This window comes from Scandinavium tedordense, assembly GCF_024764965.1.
GTDB lineage: Bacteria > Pseudomonadota > Gammaproteobacteria > Enterobacterales > Enterobacteriaceae > Scandinavium > Scandinavium tedordense.
Window position 1 is genome coordinate 143,702 of the sequence record NZ_JALIGG010000057.1, and the last position, 23,590, is coordinate 167,291.

Annotated in this window: 11 protein-coding genes; 10 read left to right on the forward strand and 1 reads right to left on the reverse strand. The window is 55.9% G+C overall.

Features of this window, described 5'->3' with window-relative positions; translation table 11 throughout:
- The first annotated feature begins 18 nt into the window (after window positions 1-18).
- The 10 genes from MUU46_RS16620 to pheP all read left to right on the forward strand — a co-directional run bounded on the left by MUU46_RS16620 (window position 19) and on the right by pheP (window position 22,247).
- Window positions 19-9,759, forward strand: coding sequence for an autotransporter-associated beta strand repeat-containing protein (locus MUU46_RS16620; RefSeq protein WP_258966094.1), 9,741 nt, complete (start codon window positions 19-21; stop codon window positions 9,757-9,759).
- 118 nt (window positions 9,760-9,877) lie between these two features.
- Window positions 9,878-11,488, forward strand: coding sequence for a mechanosensitive ion channel family protein (locus tag MUU46_RS16625; RefSeq protein ID WP_159755267.1), 1,611 nt, complete (start codon window positions 9,878-9,880; stop codon window positions 11,486-11,488).
- On the forward strand, window positions 11,485-12,606 hold the full coding sequence (locus tag MUU46_RS16630) for a BamA/TamA family outer membrane protein (RefSeq protein WP_159754726.1): 1,122 nt from the start codon (window positions 11,485-11,487) through the stop codon (window positions 12,604-12,606). Before MUU46_RS16625 ends, MUU46_RS16630 begins: the two co-directional genes overlap by 4 nt.
- Window positions 12,607-12,636: 30 nt before the next feature.
- The gene (locus MUU46_RS16635) at window positions 12,637-13,638 is read left to right on the forward strand and encodes a hypothetical protein (RefSeq protein ID WP_159755264.1); all 1,002 of its coding nucleotides are present in this window, start codon (window positions 12,637-12,639) and stop codon (window positions 13,636-13,638) included.
- Window positions 13,638-14,768: a BamA/TamA family outer membrane protein gene (locus MUU46_RS16640; RefSeq protein ID WP_258966095.1), complete on the forward strand. Its 1,131-nt coding sequence runs from the start codon at window positions 13,638-13,640 to the stop codon at window positions 14,766-14,768. Before MUU46_RS16635 ends, MUU46_RS16640 begins: the two co-directional genes overlap by 1 nt.
- Window positions 14,768-15,880 carry a DUF4056 domain-containing protein gene (locus MUU46_RS16645; protein WP_159754720.1) on the forward strand — a complete coding sequence of 371 codons (1,113 nt, stop codon included), beginning with the start codon at window positions 14,768-14,770 and terminating at the stop codon, window positions 15,878-15,880. Before MUU46_RS16640 ends, MUU46_RS16645 begins: the two co-directional genes overlap by 1 nt.
- Window positions 15,881-16,076: 196 nt before the next feature.
- Window positions 16,077-17,249 carry an OmpP1/FadL family transporter gene (locus tag MUU46_RS16650; RefSeq protein WP_159754717.1) on the forward strand — a complete coding sequence of 391 codons (1,173 nt, stop codon included), beginning with the start codon at window positions 16,077-16,079 and terminating at the stop codon, window positions 17,247-17,249.
- A 173-nt stretch (window positions 17,250-17,422) separates the two neighbouring features.
- Window positions 17,423-18,496 carry a YncE family protein gene (locus MUU46_RS16655; RefSeq protein WP_159754714.1) on the forward strand — a complete coding sequence of 358 codons (1,074 nt, stop codon included), beginning with the start codon at window positions 17,423-17,425 and terminating at the stop codon, window positions 18,494-18,496.
- Between the two features lie 58 nt (window positions 18,497-18,554).
- The gene (locus tag MUU46_RS16660) at window positions 18,555-20,750 is read left to right on the forward strand and encodes a TonB-dependent receptor (RefSeq protein ID WP_258966096.1); all 2,196 of its coding nucleotides are present in this window, start codon (window positions 18,555-18,557) and stop codon (window positions 20,748-20,750) included.
- 105 nt (window positions 20,751-20,855) lie between these two features.
- Window positions 20,856-22,247: a phenylalanine transporter gene (gene pheP / locus MUU46_RS16665; protein ID WP_258966097.1), complete on the forward strand. Its 1,392-nt coding sequence runs from the start codon at window positions 20,856-20,858 to the stop codon at window positions 22,245-22,247.
- An 87-nt stretch (window positions 22,248-22,334) separates the two neighbouring features.
- On the opposite strand, the gene MUU46_RS16670 is transcribed toward pheP, so the two are convergent.
- Window positions 22,335-23,576, reverse strand: a complete 1,242-nt coding sequence (locus tag MUU46_RS16670; protein WP_159754705.1) for a mechanosensitive ion channel family protein — start codon at window positions 23,574-23,576, stop codon at window positions 22,335-22,337.
- Between the last annotated feature and the right edge of the window lie 14 nt (window positions 23,577-23,590).

Below are 23,590 nucleotides of genomic sequence, written 5' to 3' on the forward strand. Positions count from 1 at the left end.
ATTTTTAATGGAATGCGTATGAACAGAATTTATCGTCTTGTCTGGAGCCACGTTGCCTCCGCATTTATCCCAGTCGCAGAATTTACTGCCGGACATAGAGGAAAAACATCACGCGCTGGACGGCGAAAACTTCTGCTCTCCGGGGTACTGGTCACTGGGTTGATGCCTGCCGCTGCTCTCGCTGATGTTGTTGATGTGCTGTGGGCGGATAATTATCCGATATACCAATTCCCTGGGAATACCGATCAGGTTATCAGTACGGGTACAGCGTACAACATTGATGCCAGCTCAGGAGAGATCAATTATCCGGCTGGCACCACGCTGAATATTGGCGGTAGTATCCCGACGTTCCCGACCTATGCCAACAACGGTGTCAGCAATAATCCGGTAGCGGTGGTTAATGCGTTGCCAGCCGGTACAGGTAACCGTATCGTGACCATTAGCGCAACGGACTCGAACGGCGTTACCACACCGATTACGGCCGATAATATCGCCGACTTTACCTACTCCCCCAGCCCGGCGCGTCCACAGCAAAATCAGGAGCTGAATGTTGAAGTGCCTGGACTGGACGGCAGCTATGAAGTGGTCAGTGTCTATGATTCTGGTTCCTTTACATCGGCCGCTGATGTGCCCGTCTCCAATATGCAGATACCGGTGTACGATCATAATTCGGTGCGTATATTGAATGATTTTGGCATCGTCTACGTCAGCGAAGGTGGTGGCACGGCCAATATCAACGTCGGTGCGGATACCACTGGCAATACGGCTATTTCAGCGCCCACTAACACCATCGATTTACTGGCGAAGAATTCGACGCTGGCGTTTGTGGCGGCTGACAGCGGAAATGCGGGGGCGGCGAACTGGGAATCTGATAACTACATCCATTTCCGCCCGGCGGCGGTTATCGGCGAACAGTCCAGCGCAACCAGCGTACAAAGTACGCAATACGACTACACGTTGACTTTGCCGCAGTATCAGGAAATTGCGAATACAGGACGTGTCATTAAGCTTGCAGACAAAGAATTCCACATCTCCTCTTCCGCTGATATTGCCGATGTTAACGATTACCTGGTGGGTCAGGGGGCATATGCCGGTCAGTCACAGGTACAGAACTGGTTGCTGGCGGGGGCGTCAGTGGATGGCAGCGATGCGATAACGTCTTCTGTGCAGGCGCAAACGGTCTACAACGGCATCATTGCCGATATGCTGGGTCAGGCGGAAAGCACCACCATCAACGTGACGTATAACGTCTGGGATGATTTGGGCAGACACACGAATAACGCGACGCTAAGTACCGGTGACCTACGAGTTATTTATGCGACCGGAGCCAATGCCAGCGGTACAGTGACGGAGATTGGAAGCCTGGCGGTGGATGGGGCAACGGCGGTGATGGACGCTGAGAATGGGGCGACGATTACCAATGACGGTGCAATCAACGCCTGGAGCAGTAGCGGCAACAGCCCGGTAACGGTAGGTATGCAGGCTTACGACTCAACGGCCACGAATAACGGTGTACTCAATGCCGGCCTGTTCCTCGAAAAAAACGGTAGCAACCAAAACGTAAATAACGTCGGGTCTGTGGCTATTAACGCTTTTGGCGACAGTACCGTCACTAACAACGGCCATATTAACGTTGCCATTACTGACACGGCGACGCATAACGCCTACGGTATAATCGCGGCAGATGCCACTAATGTGATTAACGCCGAAGGCGCCACTATCGCGATTGTCGGCAACAGTCACAATACCGATGGTAAAGGCGGTGCCTATGGCGTGCTCACCGGCAACACCGCCAATTTCACCAACAAGGGCGCAATGTATGTGGGTAGCACTCCCGTCATCAATGATACAAAACCTACGGCAGTCAATCTGGCAGGCAGTGGCGATCTGACGGCTGCGATCGTCACCATTGGCGACGGGACTGTCCTCAACGATACCACCGGGGAAATTACCCTGATGGAGAATACCCGTAATGCGGCGGGGATCCTGGTCAATGGCGGTGGTGCAACGGTCACCAACGACGGGAATATTAACGTCTTGGGCAGGCTGGTTAATGACTCTGCCGCGGCTAACTACGGGATGTACGTTAAAGATAATACCGGCACCGTTACCAATAACGGTGATATTCAGGTTGATGGCGACAACAATATCGCACTGCGCGTACAGGCGAGTACCGCTAACGCGACAATGACATCCACCAACAACAGCACCATTACCGTCGGCGCGGAGGGGGACCTGGGCGGCACCGAGGAAAACCCGTATGCCTATCGTAACTATGCGGTGTATGCCGAAGGTGATAGTGGCAAAAAGGCGACGGTGCAACTGGATTCGACTGTGCGCCTGCTTGCTGCGGGGGCGATTGGTGCTCATGCGCGTGGTGATGCGACCATTAACGTTGGCGCGCCTGCTTCCTTAACGTTTGAAAATACCGACCAGATTGGTTACTACGCCTGGGGGCAGGGTGCGAGTATCAATATCGCCAACCCGACCGTCACGGATGATGAGCAAGCCAGGTCTATTCTGTTCGCAGTTGATGGAGGGGCGACCTTTACCGGTACGACGACGGGAGGGGCCTACAATCTGACGGTTGCCGGTGAAAGTTCTACCGGGGTCTTTGCTAATGGTCTCTCGCAAGATGGTACAGTGAATACCGTATTGGAAACCGGTAGTGCGCTGATCAATGTCAGCGGCAAGAACGCCGTTGGGGTGAAAGTGACTGGCGGCGCGGTGGGCACCATCAGCGATGGTGCAATCAATCTGAATGGTAATAACACCACTGCCGTACAGGTGGATGGGCGTAATTACAGCATCAGTGGCGATATTGGCAGTGATGATGATGCGCTTGATACCAAAGTCAGTTCTGATGCGAAAATCGGGTCAGCAGCGGGACAAACCGGCATTGTCGGCTACAACGTCTCGCATAAAGGGGACTTGACCCTCAATACCGGGGCGGATCTCATCCTGAATGGCAACACCAGTACCGGGGTACTGCTGCATGATGGCGGCGTAGCAATCATCAATTCGGATGTCAGTGTGGCGGGTACGTCAGTGGCGCCTGGTACGGGTAATATCGGTGTGGATATCCAGAATGCCGGTGAACTGACCAACACCGGCGCCATTACCGTCTCCGGTGTAGAGGGCAGCGAAAACGTTGGGGTGCGGGTTCAGGGGGCCGGAGCCATTGTCCATCAACTGGGCGATGTTTCGGCGAATGGCGGCCTGGCGGCGGTACAACTCACCGGGGAGGGTGCAAAACTGACAGTCGACGGGACCGACAACCATATCAGCGCCAGCAGGGGGGCCGATGGGGTGCTCATCGACAGTACCGGCGCGTCCTCTTTCACTGCCAGCAATACCACCATCGATATCACCGACAGCGGCGCCGGGATTAACAACAATGCTGACTCCAGCAACATTAATCTGACCAATGTCACTATCAATGCTGACGATGGCCCGGCGATCCGTACCGCGGTCACCTTCTCGGCTGAGGGCAGCGGGAACGTACTCAATGTCAGCGGCAGCGGCAGCGGCTTCGCCTTTATGAAAGAGGACGGCTCGGCCACCACCGGGAATCTGACCATCGGTACCGGCTACATCATCAATGGTAACGTCGATCCCAGCCCAGGGGCTGGTAGTATCGGGATACTGGCGAAAACCAGCGGTGCGGTTGACTCTGGCACCAGTATTACCATGGGTGCAAACGCGGGTGCGGCGATTGACGCCACCAACGCCAGCAGCTTGACCAACCGGGGAAATATCCAGACCTCCAGCGACACCGGCAGTACTATTCTGGCGGCCAACACCACAGCCTTCAGCAATAGCGGGACCATTAATTCCAGCAGCACCAGCAACTCCAGTTCACTGATTGTGCTTAACGGCAGTGCGGCGAACCGCACCATCAGCAATACCGGCACTATCACCAGCAGCAGCCAGACCGCGAAGCTCATTGATGCCACCGGCAGCGGCAACAACACTATCACCAATAGTGGCACGCTCAGCGCCGCGTCATCTACGGCGCAGGCGGTTCTCACCGGCAGCGGGAATGACTCTCTGACGCTCAGCGGGGGCAGTACACGTGGGGAGTTGACGCTGGGAAGCGGTAGCGACCGCTTCACCTGGAACAGTGGCACCTTTGACGGCGGTGTGACCTTCACCGGCAGCGACGGCCAGGACAACGCCACGGTCGGCAATGTTAATCTCGGAACGACCACCCATATTCTCAGCCAGGGTGGCACCGGCAGCACGCTGACCTTTAATGGTACCAACAAAGCAGGCGCGCCGGCGGCGATCGGCAGCCTTCTGGCGGATAACGTAGCGACCGGCACCAACATTGGCACCGGCTGGAGCACGCTGACGCTGAATGGCGCGACCACAGACATGCGCATCGTCAACGATCTGACGCTTTCCGGAACGCCGGTTATCAACGTCAATAATGGCGCGACGTTGCGCAGCGGTGACAGCATCACTCCAAGTACGCCGCAGCAGGCGACGATCCACAACTACAATATTTCGACGTCAGGCGCCGACAGCCTGGTTTCCTTCGACGGAACGGACCAGACCTACAGCGGCGTGATTTCCGGCACCGGCGGCATGGAGCGCGTCGGTAACGGGAGCACCGTCCTGCTCGGCAACAACACCTATACCGGCAATACCTATATCGGCGGCGGTTCATCGCTGGCACTGGGCAACGGCGGCACCACGGGTTTGCTTTCGACCCAAACCAACATCACCGACGATGGCAATCTGATTGTTAACCACTCCGATAACGTCGCGCTCAACGGCGTGATTTCCGGCGCGGGTAACTTCCGTCAGATTGGCACAGGGATTACGCGCCTCAGCGGCGCCAACAGCTACGCTGGATTAACCGGAGTACAGGCGGGCACGCTGCTGGTCAACGGCGTGCAAACCGGCACTGGCACAACAACGGTGTTTGGCGGCGCGACATTAGGCGGCGTGGGTGCGCTGGGCGGTGACGTCACCTTTAATACCGGTGGTGCGAAAATCACCCCGGGCGATCTGGGTACCGGGAAATTCACCATTGGCGGCAGCCTAGCGCTGGCGAGCGATACCACCAGTGAGTTCCAACTGGGCGAAGCGTATGTGCCGGGTGGGACATACAACGACTTAGTGAACGTCGGCAAGGATTTAGATCTTAACGGCAATCTTGATGTTAGCCTGGCAGAGGGCGGCACCTTCCTCCCGGGTGTCTACCGTCTGTATAACTACGGCGGTGCGCTGAGTGGAAACGGGTTGAATATCGTGGCCCTGCCGCCAACGGATTCAAAATTTGAGGTCCAGACCAACGTACCGCAGCAGGTTAACCTGGTACTTAACTTCCTTGACCCGACCAATGCGTTGCAGTTCTGGGACGGTGATGCGGCGGCTAACCACGGCAGCGACGGTGTCGACGGCAATGGCAAGGTCGACGGCGGCGTCGGCAACTGGTCTCCTCTGTTAACCGGGGTTGCTAACAAGTGGACCCAGAGCAGTGGTGTGGGCAATGCGCCTTGGGCGCAGCATGCCTTTGCGGTATTCCAGGGCGCGGGCAGCGCGGTGAATATCACGCCGGAGGAAGTCGATGGCAAGCTGACGCAGGTGGTGACTTCCGGGATGCAGTTCACTTCGGACGGCTATAGTCTGAACCCGGTTGACGGCAGCGAACTGCAGTTTGTAGCCACCAATGCTGCAACCGGTTTGATCCCGACGAATACTTATAGCGCGCAAGGCGAAACGGTAGCCAACCGCTACTTCCTGATCCGCGTCGGCGACGGCGGGGCGGGTGAAGATGTAACCACCACCATCAACGCCAATCTGGTGCAGGATACGGACCCCCTGGGTGCGACCCCTGCGTTGAGTGGTGACCGTGACAGCAACGGGGATCTGAACGTCACCCGTCTGCTGAAAACCGATCCGGGCACGCTGGTACTCAATGGCGACAACCGGATTAACGGCGGTGTGGAAGTGTGGAACGGCACGTTGCAGGTATCGAAAGACAGTAGCCTTGGCAACGCCGGAACCTCTGTGACGCTGAAAAACGATGCAACTCTGCGCTCCGGGGCGGATCTCACCACTAACCGTAAAATCTTCCTCGATAAAACCGGCGGCGGCACGCTGGATGCGTACGGTCATATCTTCACCCCGACCGGTGTGATAGGCGGCGACGGCAATCTGACGATTGAAGACACCTCTACCGGAACCGGTGCAGGCCAGTTGGTGCTCAACACTGCCAATACCTATCTCGGTAACACCCTGGTCAATGGTAAAAATGGCACCGGCACGCTGGATGTGAACGTAAATGCCACGGGCGCGTTCGGCAAACAGGACAGCACGGTGACGCTCAACGACGATGCGCGGGTGAATTTCCGCAGCAGCGCCAATGCCCAGGCGCACACCTTTGACGTTGATGGCGCCAGCCTGACGTTCAATGACAGCGCCAGCGCGGGCCAAAGCACCATCGACCTGACCGACGGCACCGCCAGATTTACCGGCAGCAGTAATGCCGGCAGCGCAGCGATTAACGTCGATGCAGATTCACAAATGTTGATGTCAGGCAGTGCCGACGGCGGCACCAGCGTCACCACCAACAGCGGTCTGGTGGCCTTCGCAGGAGAGGCTCAGGCGGCTAATGCACGGGTGGCGAACCTGAGCGGCGCGCGCGTTATTCTGGATGACTCAGCCGGTAAAACCTCCGTCGGTTCACTCTCCGGCGCGGGAAGCGTGTCCTTGGGCGATAACACCCTCAGCGAAGGCAATCTCAATCTGAATGACACCATCAGCGGCCTGATTTCTGGTGTCGGTGGCGGGCTGGAAAAAGTCGGTAGTGGCATTCTGACGCTGACTGCGGATAACACCTTCACCGGCGCGACATCAGTGATGAAAGGCGTGCTGCTGATTAACGGCGATCAGAGCGCGGCTACCGGCGCGACCAGCGTGGCCAGCAACGCGACGTTGGGCGGGGAAGGGACCCTCGGGGCCAACGTCACCGTGGCGGATAACGGCCACCTGACGCCGGGTAAAGATCTGAGTAGCGTCGGTGTGCTGACCATGAACAATCTGACGCTTGCTAATAACTCGCAGCTCGATTTCCAGTTTGGTAAATCGAACGTCCCGGACGCCAACGATCCGCTGAACGATCTGCTGGTGGTCAATGGCGATCTGACCCTCGACGGCAGGCTGAACATTACTCAGACGCCGGGCGGGAAGTTTGACATCGGCGTGTACCGCGTCATCAACTACAGCGGTAACCTGATCAACAACAGCCTGCTGCTCGGCAACGTGCCGGATGCGGCAAATCAGCTGTATGTCCAGACGTCGGTGGCGAATCAGGTTAACCTGGTCAACACCAGTGGATTGGTACTGAACTTCTGGGACGGCACCGGTGGCGTCAATGGCATTCTGAAAGGCAACGGCAAAATTGACGGTGGCGACGGCGTCTGGCAGAACAGCGGCGGCAATGACAACTGGAGCACCGATCAGACCGATCCGGATGGCACCATCAATGCGCCGTTCAGCGATGGCGCGTTTGCAGTATTCAGCGGTAGAAAAGGCAACGTCACCGTCGATAACAGCCTCGGCGAGGTGCTGATCAGCGGCGCGCAGTTCACCACTAATGGCTACGTGATTAACGACGGGGTGATCACCACCAATACCGCGGACACGGTGATCCGCGTCGGCGACGGCACCGCGCTCGGCAAGCTCTATACTGCCACCATCAATTCGCAAATCACCGGCAGCGGCGGGATCGACAAAACCGACGTGGGTACGCTGATATTGAACGGTAACAACAGCTATCGCGGCGGTAACACCGTCAGCGGCGGCGTATTGCAGGTCAGTGGCGACCAGAACCTCGGCGCCGCAGACACAAGCATTACGCTGAACGGCGGGACCTTCCGCTACGGCGAGGCGTTCGATACCGCGCGGGCGTGGACCGTCGGCGACAACAGCGGCACCATTGATACCAACGGTAATGATGTCTCTCTGCTCTCCGCGGTCAGCGGTAGCGGTGGGTTAACCAAAGCGGGCGATGGCATGCTGACGTTAACAAAAGACAGCAGTTACAGCGGTCTGACCACCATCCGTAACGGCACCCTCCAGCTCGGAAACGGTGGTAGCACCGGCAGTGTTGCCGGCAATATTCTCAACCTGGATACGCTGGTGGTGAACCGTAATAACACGGTTGATCTTGATGGTGTCATATCCGGTACCGGTGATTTTATCCAGCGCGGGAGTGGCACTACGGTACTGAATGGCCTGAATAACTGGAGTGGTTACACGCTGGTGGAAAATGGCACGTTGCTGGCAGGAGGCGTCTCACGCTTCAGCGCGAAGTCCTCGCATATCGTCAGCCGGGATGCGACCCTGGATACCGGCGGTCACAATCAGACGGTCGCGAACTTGGTCAACCAGGGCACCGTCAACCTGCGCGGCGGTAATGTCGGTTCGACGCTGACTGTTAACGGCGACTATGTAGGGATGGAGGGTACGATCAAAATTGCGGCCCAGCAGCATAGTCCGGGCGTTGCCGACAAACTGGTGATCAACGGTGGCACCGCGACCGGTACCACGATGCTGGATATCGATGTCAGCCAGCTCGGGGAACCGACCACGGGTGACGGCATTATGGTCGTGGAGGCCAAAAACGGCGCGACCACCACAGCACAAACCACCAAGGATGCGTTCAACATTGGCGGTGACAAACTGATCGCTGGCGCATGGCAGTACCAACTGTATGCCGGAAGTGCGAGTGGTGCCGGGGAAGACTGGTTCCTGCGCGCAGGCTACAGCCCGGTAGTGCCAGGCTTCGATACGGTGGCCGCGATTGTTCGTCAGGCTGATTTGTTCGTGCTCGGCACGCTGCATCAGCGTGTCGGTGATGAACAGCCGTGGCGTGCAGATGTGCCGGAAGATCAGGAAGGGCGTTTCTGGGCACGTTATATGACCAAAACCGTGGACATACATCTGGATGATGCGACCAGCAGTAAAAGCCATTCACAGTATGACGGGATGCAGATTGGCTTCGATCTGTGGCAGAACGACCAATGGCGTTCAGGGATCTACACGACCTTTATGGATCTCGACAGTTCGGTCAGTGGCAACACGGGCATGGGTGGCGGCTCGGCGTATAACTCCACCTTCTCCTCCTACATTGGCGGCTACGCGACCTGGACCGATACCAATGGTTTCTATGTTGATAATGTGTTGCAGTACGGTTACCATTCCGTCGACCTGAAAAGCGAAGGAAGTTCCGATACTTATCATCCAAATGGCAACACGGTGACCGCCTCTGTTGAAGTGGGTAAACCGTGGCAGTTGGGCGACAGTAACTGGGCCATTGAGCCGCAGGCACAGCTGGTCTGGCAGTGGAGCAACTTCGATGATGTGACGCTTAACGACGGGGTCGATACGCACGTCAGTACTGATGCAGACAGCGCAGTGATTGGCCGTCTCGGTGCGCGTCTCACGGCGGATTACGATACCGATATGGGTAAAGTGAAACCTTACGTGCGGGTAAACTTCTGGAAAGAGCTGACAGATGGTGAGGATTCGGTGACCTACAGCAATGGGGGGAACAGCCACGGCAAAACGACCCTCAAGGCTAATCAGCAATTCAGCGCGACGGAAGCGGCAGTGGGCGCGACGTGGGCGGTGACCAATGATGTGCAGGCATATACCGAAGTAGGCAAAACCTGGGATAACGGCGACAACACCAACGTGGATGCAAATCTGTCCGCTTCGTTGGGGATGAAAATCCGCTTCTAAGGTGTCTTGAATTAGCCTAAGGCTGGTCTATGCTCAAATCAGAGCAGACCAGCCTTTTGCTTTTGTGCTCTGAATAATAACGATAATTTTACTTCTGCGGGTGTTGACTATGAACAGGATGCGGCATGTTTTACTGGCGTGGCTTTCGCTGTTGCTTGCTTTTCCTTTATTCGCTGCGGAACCTCGGCAACAGCCGACGGAGCAGGAGCGGGCGCGGACGGTCTATATTTTCCACCAGCCGATTGTCATGCTTCAGGCAACATTTGGCCTCAGCACGCCGGAAGAGCGCGTACTGCGCATTCGTAATACTCTTCGCGCATTCACCCATGACGACGTTAGCAAACCGCTGACCGTCGAACCCATTACCCGTTATAACCAGCCCGCTCGCCTGTTCCTGATGAACGGCAAACCGATAATGTTACTGAGCCAGGCCGATCTGGATGACGGGGATGATTTAACCCTCGATCAGGCCGCTGAGCGAGTTTTGGCACGCATGGAACGGCAACGCACGGCATTAAGCGACCAGTACAACACTGGATATCTGGTGCTGGCGGTGCTGAAAACCGTGGCGGGCGCGTTGGCGGTGGCCCTTTTATGCTACGGCGCGTACCGCACATGGCGCTGGGTCAGGCGCTATAACCTGATGATGCTGCTGGAAAAACGCGGAATTATTCCTATTAGCTGGCGACGTTTTTTAGGGGCGATTGAATCCAGGCTGTACGGCCTGCTGATGATCCTGGTGTCGCTGGTGGCGGTGTACCTGTGGCTCGGCTGGGCATTCAGCCTGTTTCCCTGGACGCGTGTCTGGGGCGAATCGCTTGGCAGCTGGACTTACCGGGTGCTGCAAAAAATCACGCTGTCGATTGCTTCAGCGCTGCCCGGCTTGCTTATCGTTTTGATTATCTTCCTGATTACGTCGTTTATTATTAAATTATTGAAGGTTTTACTTAACCAAGTGGCGGCGGGTAAAGTGCAGCTCCCTGGTTTACATCCGGAGACGGTTGGCACTACGCGCAAACTGATTTCGGTCATGGTCTGGTTATTCGCTCTCTCAGCCGCATACCCCTTCTTGCCTGGCGCAAATTCGCTGGCGTTCAAAGGGATCAGCGTCTTCTTCGGTTTGATGCTGACGCTCGGCTCTGCGGGCGTGATGAACCATGCCATGAGCGGGCTGGTGCTTATCTACTCCCGCGCATTGCACAAAGGTGACATTATCCGAATTGCAGACAATGAAGGTCAGGTCAGCGAAATCGGGTTGCTGGCCACCAAAATAATTACCCGCGAAAACTACGTTGTGACGGTGCCCAACGCGGTAGTGGTCAGCGGCAAAATTACCAACCTCAGCGCGCAAAACCCTGGCGGCGGTGTGAACCTCACGACCGGCGTCACCATCGGCTATGACACGCCGTGGCGACAGGTACACGCGATGCTGGAGCTGGCGGCCCGTCGTACCGATGGGATCGTCGATCATGCCGAGGCACCGCTGGTGCGTCAGCTTAGCCTGATGGACTGGTACATCTCCTACGAACTTCAGGTGCGACTGCTGCCGGGCACTTCGCTGGCGGTGGCGCGTAACGCGTTGCACAGCAACATTCAGGACGTATTCAACGAATTTGGCGTGCAGATTATGTCGCCGAACTTCGTGCTGCAGCCGGAAGACGCGGTAATGGTGGCGAAAGAGAACTGGTACGCGGCACCCGCAACGCCGCCGGGCAGGCCGGAAGCATGATCTTGCGCAGGCTGGCAGCGTTGGGGCTGCTGTTCACCAGCATCCACAGCTTTGCCGCGAGCATGTTCGACCCGCAGGACGGTATGTTCGACATGAGCGACTACTTGCGTGATAACAAGTACGGTTTTTTACCGGTTCCGATGATGATCACTGAACCGGCGATTGGCTACGGCGGCGGGCTGTTTGGTCTGTTTTTGCATGGCAAAGGCTCGATGGACGGCGATCGTTTCATACCGCCGAACCTATCGGGCTTCGGCGGCGGGGCGACGGAAAACGGCACTTGGTTTGCGGGGGCCGGGCATCGCCATACCTGGAACAACGATCATATCCGCTACCTCGTCGGGGCAGGTTACGCCAATGTCAACCTCGATATTTACAGCGGTGATGTGTTGGGCTTTGGCAAAAATCGGGCGATTCACACCCACACCAAAGGCTATGGCGGCCTGCAGAGACTGGAGTTTCGTGTTAATGATTCGCCCGTTTTTCTGGGGGTTACGCAGATTTATGCCCGCACCGAGATTACGGCAGATAATAAACTGATTAATGCGGCCTGGCAGCGGGTGTTTGGTAGCGAAAGTACCTCGTCTGCCGTCGGGTTGATTGCGGAATATGACACCACAGATAATTTTTTCTATCCTCACAAAGGGCTGGCATTAAGCGCAGAATACCGTTTTTACAGTTCGTTTTTGGGTGGCGACTATCGCTACAATCAGTTAACGCTCGACGGTAAATATTTTCTGCCGCTTACCTCATCGCTCACCCTGGCGCTGGCCGGTGATTATCAGGCGCTGACCAACAGCGATAAGCATCTGCCGCCGATGACGCGGCCTGATATTAATTTGAGAGGAATTTCACGTTATCGCTATCAGGGTGATTACGTGGGTACGGTGCAAACCCAACTGGCGTGGCAGGTCACGCCGCGCTGGATCCTACAAGGATTTGTTGGCGCGGGAAGTGCTGCCAATGACAGCAGTGATTTGTTCAGCTCGAGTGAAGTGGCCTGGGGTACCGGTTTTCGTTACCTGGTTGCCCGCAAATATGGGCTCTATACCGGTGTAGATATCGCCTTTAGTGATGGCGATCAGGCGGTCTATTTTAATGTTGGCTCTGGTCTGTAACCGGGGCAAGGCGCAATTGAGAATAAGATGATGAAATGGAGTCAAACTCTGGTCCCGCTGCTGCTGATTTCCGGCGCAGCCTGTGGTGCAACTACTCCTCCGGCTGATGCGAGCGGCAGCAGCGACAGCACGCTCAGCACCGAGGACTCGTCCTCCAGCGACAGCATGTTTCCTATCTGGGGTGACGAGGCGCGTGCACGTGGGTACTCCATTCCGCTGCCGTTCGGGGTCAACGTCAGCTACATGAACATGCGCCAGAACATTAACGTCGACAGCATCGCGCTGACCGGGTTGAAAGTGGGCGGCATGCCGATCCCGGATGACATGTTCAACATCGGTATCGGCGATACTCGCGAGCGGAGTGAAACCGAAAACCTGCGTCTGGACATGTGGGTATTTCCGTTCCTCAACGTCTACGGCATTCTCGGCCACACTAAAGGCTCGTCGGTATCGAATATCTCGGTGGATTCCGACCCGTCACGCTACGATTCTGGCAGCATTCTCCACCCTAACCCGGACCATATTATTGCCCAGGCGGTTCATGCCGGATATGAGAGCGGGGCGTTACAGGATCTCGACTTCAAGTTGAACTTCGAAGGCACCACTTACGGGGCTGGTGTGACACTGGCGGGCGGCTACGGCAACTGGTTCACTATCCTCGATACCAACTACACCCAGACCAATTTTGATATTCTCGACGGAAAAATCTCTGCGCTTACCGTGTCGCCTCGTGTAGGCTATCGCTTTGAGTTTCAGGGCATTTCCGGGCCATCGCACCTTAGCTTGTGGGTCGGCAGTATGTATCAGGACGTTCAGCAGGAATTTAAGGGCAACATCTCTGACCTGAATCTGCCGTCGGCGCTGGACAGCGTGGTGGAAAACGGGCGCTTTGACGTCAAGCAGCACCTGACTTCGCCGTGGAATATGCTGGTGGGTGCGCAGTACGAAATCACTCAGAATTTCAACGTCCTGACCGAGTTCGGCTTTAACGATCGTAATAGCTTCTTTGTCGCGGGTGAATATCGCTTCTGATGAACAAATGGTTAGCAATGCTGGCGGGGCTGGTGAGCGCAGGAATGGCGACACCGGCCATAGCCGAAATCAGTCAGCAGTCGATTGATAATTTTCTGGGAAAACTCGGTGCCGATAACCACTACGATCCCAGCAAAGGCATCGACTGGAGCGTGCTGCCCGGACCGTTTTATACCCCGGAACTGAGGCTCGGGCTCGGCATGGCGGTGGCGGGGATTTATCGCATGGATCCCAACGACAAAAAAACCCAAAACTCATCCATCTCCTTCACCGGATTCGTCAGTACCAGCGGTGCGCTGGGCCTTGGGCTGCATAACTACACTTTCTTTACCGATGACCGCTGGCGTCTGTTTGTTGACGGCGGTATCGCCAAAGTGCCAACCAAATTTTGGGGCATTGGCTACGACGCGGCGCAGGGCAGTTCGCAGAAATATGACGATAACTCAATCCAGGTGCATCCACAGTTGATGCGCCAAATTGTGGATAACCTCTATCTCGGCGTCGGCTGGGATTTCTCGTCGATGAACGCCAACGTCGATGACCGCAAGCGAGATGACAAATTCTCGCAGTACACCGATACGACCAATCCGCTCAGTTCTGGCGCGACAGTCAGCGTGAACTACGATTCGCGTGATGCCATCACACAGCCGCATCACGGGCAGTACATCAGCGTGGAGTACAGCTATTTCGACCCGGCCTTAGGTTCGGACACGCACTTCACCGCCACCAAAATGCAATACAATTACTATCATCCGATCGATGATAAACGCGTGCTGGCGTTTGACCTGTGGGGCCGTTTCACCCACGGTGATGTGCCCTGGGACCGGCTCTCAGAAGCGGGAGACGACAATCGTCTGCGCGGTTATTATCAGGGACGCTATCGTGATAACGACGTGGTCAGCGGTCAGGTCGAGTACCGGCAAAAACTCAATTGGCGTAACGGCTATGTGCTGTGGGCTGGCGTCGGCGCGCTGGGCAGTTCGCCGTCAGATTTAGGTGATAACCCGCTGCTGCCATCGGTTGGCGTGGGGTACCGTTTTGAAGTGAAGCCTGCGATGAATATCCGGCTTGATTTAGGCTTTGGCCGGGAAAGTGCCGGTTTCTATTTCCAGGTTGCGGAGGCGTTTTGATGCGGGGTTGGCTGTTGAGTTTGAGTTTGCTGTTGATAACGAGCACGGTGATGGCAAGCGACACGCTGCTGCCGGTGGAACAGGCCCGGCGCGTGTCACCGGTCATCGGCCATCTGGTCGCGCCGGAGGCGCTGCGCCCGTGCTGTGCGTTTGGCTATGACCTTAACGTGCGCGCAATTGGCGTGCCTATCCCGGTGTATCAGATTGGCAACGTGCTGACCATCGACACGCTCGGGCATCATCATTACAACGACAGCGCGCTGGCGGCGGTAAAAGATTTGATCGGCCTGAACGATGAGAAAAGCGGGCTGATTTATACCCATCGCGGTGGGTTTATCGACATCGCCCACGTGCGCGATACCGCCGATAACACCTTCTATATTTTCTCGCGGATTTACCCGAAGCTGGGCAGCCAATGGCGATTCTTCTACAGCGAAGAACTCGGCCTGCGTCGTATTCAGCTCAATGCCTTTACCCCTCCGGCATCGATGCCACAGCGCTACACCCTGGCGGCGTGGCTGGCAGGGAAAATTGCTTTTGAACTGGCGCAGTGGCATGAGATTGCCCAGTGGTATGGCTTCCAGTCGGTGCCCGGCTTCTCTGAGGAAATATCTGCGTTTTCGCCGGAAGATCTCTACTCCAACCTGCTCGGCGCACGGCTTGCCATTAATGTGATTCTGCAAGGCAACGCCGGTTCAATTGATGCCTACAACAAAGCGATGGACAAGCAAATCCATCAGGCGCTGGTCGGCCTGGGCGTGGTGAGCCGCGAGGAAACGGAAAGAATGTTCCGTGACGTAGATGGCGACTGGTGGAACAGTAAGCGACGGGTGCCGGACAAATTCCTGGTGCTCAAGCGTAATTATTCACTCAGTGAAAACCGCTTCCCGACCGCAGTTCCGTTTGAACGTTCGCATCCCTATCAGTTGCACATGCCTGCGGTGATCGACGGCATCAGACTCTCCACGCTTGGCGAGCTGCAAATCTATAAAGGGCGCGATATGGAACGACTGCCGGCGCCGCTCGACTACTACACGTCGGCTCAGTTCCCACCGCTGGCCGAAAAAGCTCAGGCCGCCGATAAAACCCAGCTTGATCGTATGCTGAAATAGTCACGGCATTTAATTATAAATAGATCTTTTACTGAAGCAGTAAGCACCCCTTTGCTATTCTTTTGCCCCTTCAAATGAAGGGGTTAACCGCCAATTTGTTACTGGCAAATTCGTCGTGGGTAACTATGCTTTTTTTACCAATAACAATGCATACTCTCCTCTGGGTATAGAACGCTTATTTTTTGGCAGGTAGCAAATGAAAAAAATCGCCCTCGTGTGCTCTGGATTGCTTTGTACATCGCTTGCACACGCTAGTGCCCTCTATTTCTATGAAATCGGTACTGAAGATACCGCTCTGGCTGGCGCCGGGCAGGCCGCACGTGCGCAGGATGCGTCGACTATCGCCAGCAACCCGGCGGGTATGACCCGCTTGCCAGACCACATGTTTACCGGTGGCTTACAGGCGCTGGGCGGTAATATCGATTATCAGCTTGATAATGACAGAAAAAGCCCTGGTAACGTCCTGGATGTGATGCCCAACGGCAACGCATTCTATAGCCAAAAAGTGACTGATAACCTGTACGCCGGGATAGGCATGTACGGTAACTTTGGCCTGGGCATTGATTACGGTGACTGGGCGGGCGATGGCCTGATCAAAAAGAGCACCATGATGGCGCTGACTATCAGCCCGTCACTGGCGTACAAACTCAGCGATCGTGTTTCCGTCGGCGCATCCGTGAATGCTAACTACGGTTTTTTCAGTCTGACGCGCAACGTTGATGGTGACGACAAAACGCAGAAGGATCATGACTGGGCCGCCAGCTACCGTCTTGGGCTGTTAATGCAGCTGACCGATCAGACCCGTGCCGGTATTACCTGGAACAGCAAAACGGATTACGATTTTGATATCGACGGTAAGGTGCGTCTGCCACAGGGTAATTTTGATCTGCCGTTGACCGCGCAGGTTCGCGCCCCACAGCAAATTATGCTGAGCCTGGTGCATGATATTAATAAACAGTGGTCGGTGATGGGCGATCTGGGGTGGCAGGACTGGAGCCAGTTTGGTGCGCCACAAATCACCGTTGAAGGTCAGCAGGTCAACAATAATAGCCGTCTGAAAGATACCTGGCATACCGCACTCGGTGTGCAGTATCGACCGACTGAACAATGGCGTCTGAACGGCGGTGTGGCCTTCGACAGCACCCCGTATCACGATCAGGGCGATATCTCACTCGCCATGCCAACTGGCGATGAATGGCGCTTTGCGACCGGGGCGCAGTATCAAATTACCCCGGCCAGCAACATTGGTTTCGCGATGGAATATCTGCATATGCAGTCGTCGAAGGTCTCCTCACCGGAGGTCTTCTCTGGCCATATCGACAATCCGTATTTCTGGTTTGCGAGCGTCAACTACAGCTACCAGTTCTGATGAACGTTGCCCGGCGGGTGTGCCGGGCGAGAACGGCTCGAATTGCCTCAAGGCCCCTTTGTGGGGCCTTTTCTTTTGCCCTAAAAACCCCTGCAGATTTATGCTTGAAACAATGAAGATAATGCGTATAGTTCTCATTTTCCTTTTTATTCATATTTTGCAGGGAACTTTTTATGATTCGTCGACTCACCGCGATAGCGCTGGCTTTCGCGATGGCAGGGTGTGCTTCGCAGAGCACAACGGCCCCGCAAACTACGCCAAAGGCCACAGCACCGGCTGCCGCTGAAAATCTGACTCAACGCGAACTGGCCGACGGCCTGTACGAAATGGCGCTCAGCCCGAAAGGCGATGCGCTGTATGTTGCCAGCGCGGAAGGGTTTAAAGACGTGCAGGGCGGGGTGGTATACAAACTCGACCCACAAACGCTGAAAACCGTCGGTGCCAGCCACACTGATTTGAAAAACTTCGGCATGGCCATTTCTGACGACGGCCAAACTGTCTACGTCAGCAACTCCCTCGACGGCGGCATCAGCGCGCTGAACACCGCCGACGGCAAGGTGAAAGCCCGTCTGCTGTTCCCGGAGCGTAACGAAAAAGGCCTGCCGTACGGCGCGCGCCAGATCCTGCTGCACAACGACACGCTGTACATCGGCGCGGTAGCCGACCCGGCGGTGGTTTGGGTGGTTGATGCGAAAACGCTGAAGCTGAAAACCCGCATCAAAAACACCGGTAAATGGATGACCGGCCTGCACTATTCCGCGAATACCGGGCGCATTTATGCGGCCAACGGCGGCGGCGAAATCCTGGTGATCAACCCGCGTAACAATCGCATCGAACAGCGCTGGAAGCCGCTCGGCGACAAACCGGCGCTGCTGCTGAATATCGCCGAAGATAACGCCACCGGCCGCCTGTTCGTCACCGACAACTCCGAAGCCAAAACCACACTGGTGCTGGATATTCACAGTGGCAAAGTGATCAAGACGCTGGATATCGGCGATTCGCTCGGCGTGGTGTTCAACCCGAAACGCCATGAAATCTACGTCTCGCAGCGCGAGTCCGGCAAAGTGCTGAGCCTCGATGCCACCACCTACGTGGTGAAAAAGAGCTGGGATTTGAAGCCGAACCCGAACAGCCTGCTGCTCTCCGCCGATGGCCAGACGCTGTACGTCACCGTCAAGCAAGCCTTCAACAAAGATCACTCCACCACCGGGCCCGACAGCGTTGTGCGCATTGCGCTGAACAAATAAAAAAGACCGGCCCGGCAACGGGCCATTTTGTTTCACTTAAGCCTCGTTAATAAAAATTATGCAAAACACCAACACAACTGCGTTTCGTAAAACGCTGCTGGCGCTCGCCATCAGCGCAGTTTCATACTCCGCCTTTGCGGCGGACGCTTCAGGTAACACCAGCAAAAAAAACGAAGAAACCATGGTGGTGCAGGCCACCGAAGGAAGCGATTTCAAATCCGGCGGTGACGATCTGGTTCCGGCATTCCTCGACGGGCAAATCGCCCACGGCGGGCGCATGGGGATGCTCGGCGAACAAAACGCGATGGATGTACCGTTCAACGTTATCGGCTACACCTCCAAACTGGTAAAAGACCAGCAGGCCAAAACCATCGCCGATGTGGTCAGCAACGACGCCAGCGTGCAGCCGGTTCAGGGCTACGGTAACTTTGCCGAAACCTACAAAATCCGCGGCTTTGAACTGGACGGCGAGGACATGACCATGGGCGGTTTGTCGGGCGTGGTTCCGCGCCAGGTGATGGACACCCAGATGCTTGAGCGCGTAGAAATCTTCAAAGGTGCAAACGGCCTGCTGAACGGCGCGTCGAGCTCCGGCGTCGGCGGGATGATCAACCTTGAGCCAAAGCATGCGGAAGACACCCCAACCGCCAGCGTTGGCGTCGATTACACCTCAGATTCTCAGGTCGGCGGTACGCTGGATCTGGGCCGTCGCTTTGGCGATGACAACCAGTTTGGCGTGCGCGTGAACCTCGTCGACAGGGAAGGGGAAACCGCTATCGACGCGGATAAACGCCGTACCACCCTGGCTTCCGTTGGTCTCGATTATCGTGGCGAGCGCCTGCGTACCTCTCTCGACTTTGGCTATCAGAAGAAAACCTTCCACGGCGGCGAGATGGGCATCAATATCAGCGGCGTGGACTTCATTCCTGATGTGCCGGACAACGGCGACAACTACAGCCAGAAATGGGGTTACAGCAATATCGAAAGTGAATTCGGTATGGCGAAAGCCGAATACGACCTGACCAATAACTGGACGACCTACGCCGCATTCGGCGGCCAGCACTCCCATGAAATCGGCACCTATTCCGCACCGAAGCTGATTGATAAGAGCGGCGACGCCACCATCGGTCGTCTCGATACCAACCGCATCATCGACGCCTGGAGCGGTATGGGCGGCCTGCGCGGTAATTTCGATACCGGCCCAATCTCTCACAAAGTAAACGTCGGCTACTCGGCGCAGATTCGCACTGACGCGACGTCATGGCGGATGTCGGCCAACAATCCGACCACCAACATCTATGACAACCGCGATGTCGCGAAGCCGGATAATGCGTACTTCGGTGGCAACTATTATGACCCACTGACCACCGCGCGCAGCCGTACGCAGGGCTGGCTGCTGAGCGACACCCTCGGCTTCTTCGACGATCAGGTGCTGTTCACCGCCGCTGCGCGTCACCAGAAAGTGGTGGTACGTAACTACAGCAATGCTACCGGCCATGAAGACACGACGTCGCGTTACACCGAAAGCCGTTGGACGCCGACGTACGGCATCGTCTACAAACCGTGGAAAGAGGTCTCGCTGTACGCCAACCACACCGAAGCGTTGCAGCCGGGCGACAACGCCCCGAAAGGCGCGTCGAACTACGGCCAGAGCATGGGCATTCTGCATTCGAAGCAGAACGAAGTCGGCGTTAAAATCGATTACGCACGCGTGGGCGGTTCACTGGCGCTGTTCGAAATCAAAAAGCCGTCGGCGTTGCTTAACAGCGACAACAAATACGTCCTCGATGGCGAGCAGCGTAACCGTGGCCTGGAGCTGAATGTATTTGGCGAGCCGGTTCTCGGCCTGCGTCTGAATGGCAGTACCACCTGGCTTGATCCTGAGATGACCAAAACCGCCAACGGCACCAACGACGGTCACGATGCGATTGGTGTATCGCGCTTCTACGCGGTGGTCGGTGCAGAATATGACATCAAACCGGTTGATGGCCTGACGGCGACGGCGAAAGTGAACCACACCGGTTCGCAGTACGCGGATGCGGCCAACACCAAGAAACTCGACAGTTACACCACCCTTGATCTCGGCGTGCGTTATCGTATGCGCGTCAACGCAGACCAGAACGACATGGTCTGGCGCGTCGGCGTAGATAACGTGACCAATGAGAAATACTGGTCCGGAGTGGAGAGCTACGGCACGTACATTTTCCAGGGCGAACCGCGCACGGTGAAAGTGTCCATGAGCTACGATTTCTAAGTGTGACCCTCGTTCCGGCGGGGTAACGCGCCGGAACGAAACTTGCGACACGTCTGTCGAAGTGTTAAAAGGTGCCCCTTCTAAAAAACGCTACAGGGGAAAGACGTGAAAAACGCGTCATCGGCATCCGACCAATTGCCAACGGATGCTGCGTCGGAAACTCAACCGACGCTTCACCGCGGCCTGCAAAACCGCCATATTCAGTTAATCGCCCTCGGCGGTGCTATCGGCACCGGTCTGTTTCTCGGCATCGGCCCCGCCATTCAAATGGCTGGCCCTGCCGTCATACTTGGCTACGCTATCGCCGGGATCATCGCTTTTCTGATCATGCGCCAGCTCGGCGAAATGGTCGTCGAAGAACCGGTTTCAGGCTCCTTTGCCCACTTTGCGTATAAATACTGGGGACCGTTCGCAGGCTTCCTCTCCGGCTGGAATTACTGGGTGATGTTCGTGCTGGTCGGCATGGCAGAACTGACCGCCGCCGGAATTTACATGCAGTACTGGCTACCCGAAGTGCCTACGTGGATCTGGGCCGCTACGTTCTTTATTATTATCAACGCCGTGAATATGGTGAACGTGCGCCTGTATGGCGAAACGGAGTTCTGGTTCGCGCTGATTAAAGTGTTCGCCATTCTCGCCATGATTGGTTTCGGCTTGTGGATGCTGTTTACCGGTCACGGCGGCGAACATGCGAGCTTCGACAACCTATGGCAACACGGCGGTTTCTTTGCCACCGGCTGGCATGGCCTGGTGCTATCGCTGGCGGTGATTATGTTCTCCTTTGGCGGCCTTGAACTGATTGGCATTACCGCCGCTGAAGCGCGCGACCCGGAAACCTCCATTCCGAAAGCGGTGAATCAGGTGGTGTACCGCATTCTGCTGTTCTATATCGGTTCGCTGGTGGTGCTTCTGGCGCTGTATCCGTGGGTGAAGGTTACTTCTGACAGCAGCCCGTTCGTGATGATTTTCCATAATCTCGACAGCAATATCGTGGCCTCAGCGCTGAATTTCGTCATTCTGGTGGCATCGTTATCGGTCTATAACAGCGGCGTTTATTCCAATAGCCGAATGCTGTTTGGCCTGTCAGTGCAGGGCAACGCGCCGAAGTTTCTCACCCGCGTGAATCGTCGCGGCGTGCCGGTTAATTCGCTGTTGCTGTCCGGGGCGATCACCTCGCTGGTGGTGCTGGTGAATTATGTCCTGCCGCACAAAGCGTTCGGCCTGCTGATGGCGCTGGTGGTGGCGACGTTGCTGCTGAATTGGGTGATGATTTGCCTGGCGCACCTGAAATTCCGTGCCGCCCAGCGGCGAATTGGGCGCGTGCCAAAATTCCGTGCACTGTGGGCTCCGGCCAGCAACTACATCTGCATCGCGTTTTTGCTGATGATCCTCGGCCTGATGCTTACGATGGAAAGTATGCGTCTGTCGGCCATTTTGCTGCCGGTGTGGGTGGTGTTCCTGTTTGTAGCGTTTAAAACGTTGAGAAAACGTGCCTGATTGATTGCCCGGCGGCGCTGACGCTTGAACGGACCTACGTTGACGCCGTAGACCTGTGCAAGCAACGCGCCGCCGGGTACATGAGACTTAAACGCGCGCGGCGGAAAGTGCGCGAATATCATTTCCGGTAGGTGCCTGATGAATGCGCAAACCAAATTCTTCCACTACTGCAAAAATATGGTCGAATATATCGGCCTGAATCCCTTCATATTCTGCCCATACAACCGTGTTGGTAAACGCATATATTTCAAGCGGCAAACCGTTGGCGTCTGGCGCTAACTGGCGCACCATTAGCGTCATATCTTTACGTATTCTCGGGTGATTACGCAGATATTCATTCAGGTACACACGGAAAGTGCCGATGTTGGTCATTTTACGTCGATTGAGAATCGACTCATCGCCACCTTGCTGTTCATTCCACTGGCTAATTTCCTGGTGACGGCTATCCATATACGGCTTCAGCAGCTTGGCCTGAATCAGGCGCTGCTGTTCCTGCTCATCCAGAAAATGAATGCTGGTGGTGTCGAGATTAATGCTGCGCTTAATTCGACGCCCACCGGACGCTGACATTCCGCTCCAGTTTTTAAACGAATCAGACACCAGCGACCAGGTCGGAATGGTGGTGATGGTGTTATCCCAGTTCTGCACTTTAACGGTGGTCAGGCCGATATCAGTCACCGCGCCGTCCGCGCCGTATTTTGGCATTTCCAGCCAGTCGCCGAGGCGCAACATATCGTTGGCAGAAAGCTGAATGCCGGCCACCAATCCGAGGATCGGGTCTTTAAACACCAGCATTAATACCGCGGCCATGGCGCCCAGACCACTGATCAGGATGGCTGGCGACTGCCCCAGTAGCAGTGAAATAATCAGAATACCGACCAGAATGGCGCTGACCAGTTTGACGCCCTGGAAAATGCCCTTCAGCGGCAGCTGTGAGGAAAAGGTGAATTTCTGCGACAGATTCAGCAACACGTCGAGCAGCGAGAAAAAGGCCAGCAGCGTATACAACATCACCCACAGCTGGGCGCAGTTAATCAGAATGCTGGAAGCGTCGCTGCCTTTTTGCAGCCATAGCGCGGCCTGAACCTGGACTACGATCCCTTGCAGGGTAAACGCCACCCGGTGAAACAGTTTATTCTGGGTGATAATTTGCAGCCAGAAGTGCTGGCTGGCCTGAGCGCGTTTTTCAAAGGCGCGCAGAACGATACGGTGCAATATAACGTGGAGGATTATTGCCGTCAGAATAATAATGGCGAACACAATAATCAGCGATGTGGTGTGGTTTATCTCAAGGCCCCACTGTTTGAGGGCTAATATAATTTCCTGCATAACATCTCCTTTTT